This window comes from Streptomyces sp. NPDC060198 (assembly GCF_042728415.1).
In the GTDB taxonomy this organism is placed as follows: Bacteria; Actinomycetota; Actinomycetes; order Streptomycetales; family Streptomycetaceae; genus Streptomyces.
In genome coordinates this window covers 1-7,846 of the sequence record NZ_JBHWZJ010000327.1, presented here as the reverse complement: position 1 = coordinate 7,846, position 7,846 = coordinate 1, and the positions used below count along the sequence as shown (strand labels likewise).

Sequence of the window (7,846 nt, the reverse complement as noted above, 5' to 3'; positions counted from 1 at the left end):
GGAACTCCGGTCCACCCCGCCCTCCGGCCGTCGCCTCACGCCGTCCTCAGCGCTTCAAGCCGCCTCAGCGCTTTTTGGCGCGGCGCTTCGCCACCACCACGAACACCAGCGCTGCGGCGGCCCCGGCGAGCAGCGGGCCGCGTCGGGCGCCGACCGCCCGCTGAGCCCGCCCGGCCCGCTCCGCGAACGTGTCCGGGGTCTTCTCCTCGACCCTCGCGGCGAGGGACGTGGCAGCCGCGCCGATCCGGTCCTTGGCCCGCGCCGCCTTGTCCACCACCGGGGGCGGAAGCTTCTCCTGCGCGTCCCGGGCGATCCGGGCGGCCCGGTCCCTGGCCAGCGCCGCCTTCTCCCGCACCTGGGCCCTGGCGTCGGCGGACTTGTCCCGCACCTGCGCCTTGGCGTCCATCGCCGTCAGCCGTGCCTGGACCTTGGCCTGTGTCGCCTTGGCCCGGGCCTGGAGCTTGGCGTCCTCGGCCTTCCGCTGGACCTGAGCCTTCACGTCCGCCTTCGCCGCGAGGGCTTCGACGGTCTGGCCGAGCTGCTCGCGCGTCGCCTCCGCCTTCGCCCGCAACTCCTCGGGGGTCAGGGGTTCGTCGTGCGAAGACCGGGACTGGGGCATGTCGTTCATCGGTGCGCCTTCTCCTTGATCTCTGCCATGTCGGCCTTGACGTCGTCGATGGCCCTCTCGGGCTTGGGGGGTGTGGCCAGGGCGATCTCCTTCTTGCCCTTCAGGGCCAGTCCGGCCGCGACCGCCGCCAGCACGGCGCCCACGATCAGGGCCGAGGCCCACACCGGCAGCGCGGTGGCCAGCCCGGCGATCGCGGCGGCGACCAGCGCGGCCAGCGCGAGGTACCCCACACCGGCCGCGCCACCGAACAGTCCGCCGCCCAGGCCGAGCCGCTTGCCCTTCTGCGTCATCTCCGCCTGGGCCAGGCGCATTTCGTCCCGCACCAGTTGCGACAGCTGCTGGGACGCCTGACTCACCAGCGCCCCCACGGACGCGTCCGCCGGTGCGCTCCCGGCGCCGTCCGGTCCGCCGACGCCGGTACGGGCGTCGTTCCCGGAACCGTTGACGCCGGTACGCGTGCCGTTGCCGGAACCAAGCGGCCCGGCAGAGTGATCGACCGTGCTCATGGCCGTTCGCCACCTTCCCCCGCGGCGCCGGTACCCGAAAAGGAGAAACCATTCGCCGCATATCGCTGGATTGTCATGAATGGGCCATATCGCGGGTACCCCGGGCGGAACGCCGTATGCACGTGCCGCCGTAGCGGTCGCCGTCCCCGCTCAGAGCAGCCGACGCCACCAGAGCTTCGGAGCGCGGTGGATCAGCCAAGCACTCGCCATCCCCAGGACGGCGCCGGCGGCCACATCGCTCGGATAGTGCGCCCCGGACTGCACCCGCTCGACCGCCACCACCGCCGCCGGGACGGCACAGAGCGCGCCCACGACCGGGGAGACGGCGGCGACTCCGGCGGTGAACCCGACGGCGGCGGCGGTGTGGCCCGACGGGAACGACGAACTGTCGGGCCGGTCGTGGACGCCGTCGTGCGGGATCAGCTCGGCGGGCGGTCTCCGGCGCTCGTAGAGCTGCTTGCCCACACCGTTGGAGAGGAGTTCCGCGAGTCCCATGGCGGCCAGTCCGGCGACCGCCGCCTTCCGCTGCCGGCCGCCGCCGACGGCGGCCATGATCCCGGCGGCGGCCCACCACAGCTTGGTGCGTTCGGCCGCCGACTCCACGGCGGGCAGCACCTCCCGCGTCACCGGCGACTGCCAGCGCGCCACCCGGTGGCTCAGCAGGCGGTCCCCCCGCCGCAAGGCCGCCATCCCGCTCAGCCGGCTCCAGTCCGTACCGTCGTCCGCTGTCCCGTACACCGGTGCCCCGTCTCTTCTCTGCTCGTCCGGGGCCCCGGCCGGGTAGGCCGGGCCCCAGGTCCTGGTCTCAGCCGAGCCGGCGACGGTCCTCGTCGGACCACTTGGATGTGTCGCGCGGTTCGACGTACGGCTCCTCGTTCGCGGGAAGGCCACCGACGATGGCCCGCTCCCGGCTCAGCTCGGCATCGAATTCGAGACCGAGAAGAATCGCGAGGTTGGTGATCCACAACCACACCAGGAAGACGATTACCCCGGCGAGGGTTCCGTACGTCTTGTTGTACGAAGCGAAGTTGGCGACGTACAGGGCGAAGCCCGCCGACGCGACCAGCCAGATCAGCAGCGCCAGAAAGCTGCCCGGGGTGATCCAGCGGAAGCCCCGGCCACGGGCGTTGGGCGCGGCCCAGTAGAGGATCGCGACCATCAGGATGACGAGCACGGCGAGCACGGGCCACTTCGCGATCGACCACACCGTCAGCGCGGTGTCCCCGACGCCGAGCGTCTCGCCCGCCCGGCGGGCGAGAGGTCCGGTGAAGACGACGATCAGCGCGCTGATCACCGCCATCACCATCAGGACCACGGTCAGCCCGAAGCGCAGCGGCAGCACCTTCCACACCGGGCGGCCCTCGGGCAGGTCGTAGACGGCGTTGGAGGAGCGGATGAACGCCGCGACGTAGCCGGAGGCCGACCAGACCGCCAGCACCAGGCCCACCACGGCCATGACCGACCCGACGCCTCCGTTGTTCTGCAACTGCTCCACGGCGTCGGTCAGTATGTCGCGGGCCGGGCCGGGGGCCAGCTTCTTCAGGTTGTCCATGACCTTCTGGGTGGTCGACTCCCCGGCGAGACCGAGAATCGATACCAGCACCAGCAGGGCCGGGAAGAGCGCGAGGATGCCGTAGTAGGTGAGCCCGGCCGCCCGGTCGGTCAGCTCGTCGTCCTTGAACTCCTTGCCCGTCCGCTTCAGCACCGCCCACCACGACCGTTTGGGCATACCGGTCGGGCTGTCGGGAGCGTTGGCCTCCACCTCCGGGCCGGGGCCCACGTTCTCGGCCTCCTGCCCACGCTCGTCCCTGCCGGCGTACTCACCGGCGTCCCGGTGCTCGGAACGGTGGTGCCCGGCGGGTTCTTCGTTGTCCTGGGGTGATCCGGAGGTCGGTGTCATGCCTCACGAGTAACCCGGTTGCCCGATCGGTAACGGTCATGCGCCCGCAAGGGTGAGAAGAGTACGGGGTACCAGCCCCGGGAGTCCTGCGGAGCGCGATCGGGCGGGGGCCACCGCACTCCGGAAACGTCACGTCCGATTCCCGCCAGTGCCACGGGCTCCGCTCCGGGACGCTGGACCTATGACCACGACGTACGAAGTACACGCCATCGCCCCCGCGACGCTGGACCGGCTCCGGCTCCAGGACGACGCCGGCCAGGCCCGGAAGGCGACCACCGACCCGGAAGGCGGCGCCCCGCTCCGCTGCTGCCTCCGCCGGAGCGAGGCGGGCGAGCGGATCGTCCTCGTCTCTTACGCACCGCTGCGCCGCTGGGCCCAGGAGACCGGCGCCGAACCGGGGCCGTACGACGAATGCGGCCCGGTCTTCGTCCACGCCGAGGACTGCGGCGGCCCGGCCTCCGGTTCCGGCTACCCGGCCCCGCTCCACGGCCCCCGAAGGGTGCTTCGGGCCTACGACGCCCGGGGGCACATCCTCGGCGGACGCCTCGTGGAGCTGCCGCGCGAGCGGGCGGCGGAGATGGACCACGCCCTGCGCGAGGTCTTCGCGGACCCGGCCGTGGCAGTGGTGCACGTACGGGCGGTGGAGTTCGGGTGCTTCATGGCGGAGGTGCGGCGGGGGTAGCGCCTCGGAGGGTCAGTTGAGGACGATCACGGCGCCACACACGACAGCGATGACCGGCCCCGCGATCACCCACACCAGAGCGACGATCCTCATGAGGTTCGGCCCGTCCTCCTGCGCGAACGCCTGGGGAGCGGCTCGCGGGCCGACACCCCGCCGCCGTTGGCTCTCGGCCCGGCTCCGCATCCACGCGGCCCCCCGGGGGGAGAGGAGCAGAGCCCCCAGGAGGGTCGTCACCAGTCCGACGAACAGCATGAAAGTGGGCACGAAGTCCGGCGGACCTCCGGCAGCGATGATCACCAGTCGATGATGGGGGTGCCCTCGCCCGAGGTCAACGCCCTTACCGAGCCCCGTACGAACCCCTGACGGCCGGCAGGGCGAGTCCGGACAGCGGCCGGCCGGGCCTCGTCGAACTGCCGCGCGAGCGGGCGGCGGAGATGGACCACGCCCTGCGCGAGGTCTTCGCGGACCCGGCCGTGGCAGTGGTGCACGTACGGGCGGTGGAGTTCGGGTGCTTCATGGCGGAGGTGCGGCGGGGGTAGCGCCTCGGCCCCGGTGACTCCGCGCGCGGAAAAAGGGATTCGGCACAATCGGATCGGCCGGGTGACTTCACCCGACATCCCGATGAGAGCGAGCCGCCGGACCGTGTCCGATCACTGCTGCGAAACGATGACCCGGTACGCGAGCCTGGAGTGCGACCAGCACGACGACCCCTTCGCCTGCCCGGACACGCTGGTCGAGTTCGACCCCCGGTTCCAGCAGTACGGGCTGATCATCCACGACGGCGGCACCTCGGCGAGCACCATCGACTTCTGCCCCTGGTGCGGACGACGCCTCCCGGAATCCCAGCGCGACCGCTGGTTCGAGGAGCTGGAGCGCCTCGGGATCGATCCGTGGGAGGACGAGATCCCCGCCGAGTACCAGGACGGCCGCTGGCTCGCCCTCCCGTCGCGAGACTGAGCGGCGAACCGCGCGGCGAACCGCGTCAGACGGACGGGTAGTCACCGGAGGAGGGCAGGTTCGCAAGCGCGTACTCCTCGGCAATGCTGAACACGGAGTCGCAGCGCGGGCATTCGGCCCGCCCGAAGAGGTGGGCCACGCCCTCGGCCAACACCTGCTCACCGTCCCGGGACGCGGTCGCGTACATCCACCGGCCGGTCCCGGTCAGCTCCTCCGGGGACGCCGGCCGCAGCTCCCTGCGGTCCACGTCCCCCAGATCCCAGTCCCGCACAGCGGAACAGCGACCGTAGCCACCGATGGCGATCGTGGTCTCCCCACCGCAGTGCGGACAGTCCACCGGGTAGAAGTCGTCCGCGAAGTCGTCCAGCACGGCAGCCCAGTGATACTGCCCGCGCGCCCCGAGAAGCGCGCGGAACGCGGGAAGGTAGTCGGACGGCCGGGTCCTCAGATATCGGTCCAGGAGTCCGTCGAGCGCACTGATCGTCTCGGCGCACCCTGCCAGCAGGTCCTCGCAACCGTGGTCGCAGCCCGCCCGCCGGACGATCGCACCCGCCAGTTCGCGCGCCCGGCCACGCGTCCCCGCGAGCCGCACCAGACGTGGCAGCGCGGCGAAGGAAGCGGGGAACACCCAGTCGTCCTCCAGCACGAGCCGGTGGCGCAGTTCGCACCACGCCTCGGCGTCGTCCTCCCGTTCCACCTGGTCCAGGAGTCGCGGGACACGCTCCGTGTCGCCCTGGCAGTCGTACATCCGATCCCAGTCCGTCACCCGCGCGCTCAGCTTTCCTTCCGGCGGGGCGGATCAGGCGGCCGAAGGCTCATCCGTGAGGTCCGGGTCGGCGGCGAAGGCCGCCCAGGTGGCGGGGGCGACGACGAGGACGGGGCCATCGGGGCGCTTGGAGTCGCGGACAGCCACGGAGCCGGGGACATTGCGGGCCACCTCGACGCACTCGCCATCTCCGCTGCTGTAGCTGGACTTGACGAAATCGAAGTGGGGCACAGCTACAGCTCCTTGCGAATACGCTCCATGAGAGCGATGGAATCGCGGGGAGCGAGTCCGCTTCTTGCAATGCGGCCGAACGTGACGTTGTGGCGGGTGGCGTCCGTCTCGCTCTCCAACCACAGCGTAGACGACGTGGTGTCCATGTAAACCACGTCCAACGCCCCTGGTTCGGCGAAGGAAACCACGCTGAATGCGCTGGTCATGCCCGGATGGGACCCCGCCAGGAACGGGACAACCTGCACAGTGACATTTGGCTCCGCCGACGCTTCGGCAAGGCGGGCAAGTTGAGTACGCATCACCTCGCGTCCCCCGACCAACTGGCGCAGCGCGCCCTCTCCGATGATGGCCCACAGCGCGAGGGGCTGATCATCCGCCAGGCGAGCCTGCCGAGCCACCTTCGCTTCGACGAAGCGCTCGATCTCTTCCGGCTCCCGCCACTCGGCATTGCCCACCGCGAGGGCCCGCGCATAGTCCGGCGTCTGCAACAGGCCGGGAACGAAAGCGCCTTGCCAGGTGCGGATGCCGGTGGCGATGTCCTCCAGCGCCACGTACTCGACCAGCGACCGCAGCTCCGGATACTGGTTCCACCAGCCCTTCGCCTTGCGGCGCTCCCGGTCGAGCCCGGCCAGCTCCATCAAGCGGCCGACGAGCCTCGCGTCGTCGGCGCCGTAGAACTCGCACAGGGTGCGGATGTCCGGGTCCCGCATCGGAACCCATCCGCGCTCCATTTTCACGATCTTCGAGTTGGTAGCACTGATCGTCTGCGCGGCCTGCTGCTGTGTTTTGCCCGACGCGTCCCGCAGGCGAAGCAGCTCGCTACCGAGCCTTCGGCCCAGCACGGTCGAGGTCCGGTTCCCGAGTTGGGTTGCTCGATTCACAAGCCAAGTGTGGCGGCCGGCCCAGTCCGCGTCGACAACGATCCCCCGTTGGGGACAATTGTCTCCGTTTCACTTGTGCCCAGACTCCTCGGATCGCTACGTTCAGTGCTACACCGCTCGCTCAGCGGAGCCGACCGGCGGAAGTGCACCGTCCTGCCCTGCGCCGGATACCTACCGGCCCGGCGCCGGCTCGGCATCGCCACCGCCCGTTTCCACGGAGGTACGTGTCCATGACGCCCGCCCAGGAAATCCCCGCCCCCGAACCCGTTCTCCATGAGGACGTGCTCAGCTACACGCCCCCACCCGGCAGCGTCCGGCGCAGCCGACACAGGGCCGCGCGGCTCGTCGTGGAGTGGGGGTACGACGACCTGGCCGACGATGTGGGCTTGCTGGTGAGCGAGTTGACCACCAACGCGGTGCTGCACGGGGCTCTGCGGGACCGCCTCTTCCGCGTCCGGCTCCTGGTCACCGCGACCGTCCTGCGGATCGAGGTCGCCGACCCCCGGTCGGAACGGCTGCCCGACACCCGCAAGCCCGTGGATACCGACTGCTTCGGACGGGGGCTGCTGATCGTGGCTCACATCGCCGACAGGTGGGGCATCGAGCACCGTACGGTCGGCAAGACGGTGTTCGCCGAGATGTCCCTCGTACGCGAGTCCGGTCCCGCTCTGCTCCCATAGGTCCACGCGAACCCCCGCGAGCCCTCGCGCACCCCACCAGGCGTACCGGCCCCACGGCTCGATCGGCGTTCATGACGGACACTGCCGAGATGGATCAGCCGAGAATCCGTGTGGCCGCGTACGTGGTCCGACAGCGTGCGGCCCCCGAGCTCCTGGTCTTCGACCACGTGGGCATGCCGGAGGCAGGCACCCAAGTCCCTGCCGGCGGGGTCGGGGCGGGCGAAGGACTGGAGGAAGCGGTCCTCCGGGAAGTCGCCGAGGAAACAGGTCTGTCGACGGCGACGGTGGTGGGGCGAGTCGCCGTGGAGGACAAGCCCCACCCCGACACGGGGCAGCCGCGACGGACCAGCTTCTTCTCCCTGCGGGTGCCCGCCGACACCCCGGAGGTCTGGGAACACCGCGTGCACGGCGACGGGGGTGATGCCGGCCTCGTGTTCCGCTGCCGTTTCCTCGCGCTCCCCCTGCGGGAACCTCTCGCCGACGATCAGGACGTCTGGCTCGACCGCGTCGACCCGCGCTGGACCACCGTCACCAGGAAGCACCGGTGACGCCGCCCCGGGGGCACCTGGGGGCGGCCCCCGGAAACAGAGGTGGGCCCGCACGCTGCTGCGTGCG

Annotated in this window: 12 protein-coding genes and 1 pseudogene; 5 read left to right on the top strand and 8 right to left on the bottom strand. The window is 70.9% G+C overall.

Translation table 11 applies throughout. The features are described 5' to 3' along the window. Positions 1–64: 64 nt before the first annotated feature. The 4 genes from ACFWEP_RS28085 to ACFWEP_RS28070 all read right to left on the bottom strand — a co-directional run bounded on the left by ACFWEP_RS28085 (position 65) and on the right by ACFWEP_RS28070 (position 3,034). A complete protein-coding gene (locus ACFWEP_RS28085) occupies positions 65–628 on the bottom strand; it encodes a DUF3618 domain-containing protein (RefSeq protein ID WP_387374072.1) in 564 nt (187 codons plus the stop codon). Continuing rightward, positions 625–1,134 (bottom strand): phage holin family protein, encoded by a 510-nt coding sequence (locus ACFWEP_RS28080; protein WP_387374071.1) that lies wholly within the window; start codon positions 1,132–1,134, stop codon positions 625–627. Before ACFWEP_RS28080 ends, ACFWEP_RS28085 begins: the two co-directional genes overlap by 4 nt. A gap of 150 nt (positions 1,135–1,284) precedes the next feature. After that, positions 1,285–1,872 carry a phosphatase PAP2 family protein gene (locus ACFWEP_RS28075; RefSeq protein WP_387374069.1) on the bottom strand — a complete coding sequence of 196 codons (588 nt, stop codon included), beginning with the start codon at positions 1,870–1,872 and terminating at the stop codon, positions 1,285–1,287. 67 nt (positions 1,873–1,939) lie between these two features. Then, positions 1,940–3,034, bottom strand: a complete 1,095-nt coding sequence (locus ACFWEP_RS28070) for a YihY/virulence factor BrkB family protein (protein ID WP_387374067.1) — start codon at positions 3,032–3,034, stop codon at positions 1,940–1,942. A 181-nt stretch (positions 3,035–3,215) separates the two neighbouring features. On the opposite strand from ACFWEP_RS28070, the gene ACFWEP_RS28065 reads away from it, so the two are divergent. Then, positions 3,216–3,716 (top strand): DUF1203 domain-containing protein, encoded by a 501-nt coding sequence (locus ACFWEP_RS28065; protein WP_387374065.1) that lies wholly within the window; start codon positions 3,216–3,218, stop codon positions 3,714–3,716. A 12-nt stretch (positions 3,717–3,728) separates the two neighbouring features. On the opposite strand, the gene ACFWEP_RS28060 is transcribed toward ACFWEP_RS28065, so the two are convergent. Beyond that, a complete protein-coding gene (locus tag ACFWEP_RS28060; protein WP_387374064.1) occupies positions 3,729–4,013 on the bottom strand; it encodes a hypothetical protein in 285 nt (94 codons plus the stop codon). 137 nt (positions 4,014–4,150) lie between these two features. Here ACFWEP_RS28060 and ACFWEP_RS28055 point away from each other — a divergent pair. Both ACFWEP_RS28055 and ACFWEP_RS28050 read left to right on the top strand, forming a co-directional pair. Then, positions 4,151–4,255: pseudogene (locus tag ACFWEP_RS28055) on the top strand (DUF1203 domain-containing protein); the annotation flags it as partial. 82 nt (positions 4,256–4,337) lie between these two features. Beyond that, complete coding sequence (locus ACFWEP_RS28050; protein WP_387374073.1) at positions 4,338–4,673, top strand: DUF6980 family protein; 336 nt, start codon at positions 4,338–4,340, stop codon at positions 4,671–4,673. A gap of 25 nt (positions 4,674–4,698) precedes the next feature. On the opposite strand, the gene ACFWEP_RS28045 is transcribed toward ACFWEP_RS28050, so the two are convergent. The 3 genes from ACFWEP_RS28045 to ACFWEP_RS28035 are packed head-to-tail and all read right to left on the bottom strand — an operon-like array spanning position 4,699 to position 6,551. After that, positions 4,699–5,439, bottom strand: coding sequence for a hypothetical protein (locus tag ACFWEP_RS28045; protein ID WP_387374062.1), 741 nt, complete (start codon positions 5,437–5,439; stop codon positions 4,699–4,701). Positions 5,440–5,472: 33 nt separating this feature from the next. Then, positions 5,473–5,670 (bottom strand): DUF397 domain-containing protein, encoded by a 198-nt coding sequence (locus ACFWEP_RS28040; RefSeq protein WP_387374060.1) that lies wholly within the window; start codon positions 5,668–5,670, stop codon positions 5,473–5,475. Positions 5,671–5,672: 2 nt separating this feature from the next. Next, positions 5,673–6,551: a helix-turn-helix domain-containing protein gene (locus ACFWEP_RS28035; RefSeq protein WP_387374058.1), complete on the bottom strand. Its 879-nt coding sequence runs from the start codon at positions 6,549–6,551 to the stop codon at positions 5,673–5,675. 230 nt (positions 6,552–6,781) lie between these two features. On the opposite strand from ACFWEP_RS28035, the gene ACFWEP_RS28030 reads away from it, so the two are divergent. Next, on the top strand, positions 6,782–7,231 hold the full coding sequence (locus tag ACFWEP_RS28030) for an ATP-binding protein (protein ID WP_387374056.1): 450 nt from the start codon (positions 6,782–6,784) through the stop codon (positions 7,229–7,231). An 89-nt stretch (positions 7,232–7,320) separates the two neighbouring features. Then, complete coding sequence (locus ACFWEP_RS28025; RefSeq protein WP_387374054.1) at positions 7,321–7,779, top strand: NUDIX domain-containing protein; 459 nt, start codon at positions 7,321–7,323, stop codon at positions 7,777–7,779. Positions 7,780–7,846 lie beyond the last annotated feature (67 nt).

Excerpts from the sequence above, each read along its gene's own strand:
- ACFWEP_RS28085 (WP_387374072.1), bottom strand. The coding sequence starts at position 628 with ATGAACGACATGCCCCAGTCCCGGTCTTCGCACGACGAACCCCTGACC.
- ACFWEP_RS28080 (WP_387374071.1), bottom strand. The coding sequence starts at position 1,134 with ATGAGCACGGTCGATCACTCTGCCGGGCCGCTTGGTTCCGGCAACGGC.
- ACFWEP_RS28070 (WP_387374067.1), bottom strand. The coding sequence starts at position 3,034 with ATGACACCGACCTCCGGATCACCCCAGGACAACGAAGAACCCGCCGGG.
- ACFWEP_RS28065 (WP_387374065.1), top strand. The coding sequence starts at position 3,216 with ATGACCACGACGTACGAAGTACACGCCATCGCCCCCGCGACGCTGGAC.
- ACFWEP_RS28050 (WP_387374073.1), top strand. The coding sequence starts at position 4,338 with ATGAGAGCGAGCCGCCGGACCGTGTCCGATCACTGCTGCGAAACGATG.
- ACFWEP_RS28030 (WP_387374056.1), top strand. The coding sequence starts at position 6,782 with ATGACGCCCGCCCAGGAAATCCCCGCCCCCGAACCCGTTCTCCATGAG.
- ACFWEP_RS28025 (WP_387374054.1), top strand. The coding sequence starts at position 7,321 with ATGGATCAGCCGAGAATCCGTGTGGCCGCGTACGTGGTCCGACAGCGT.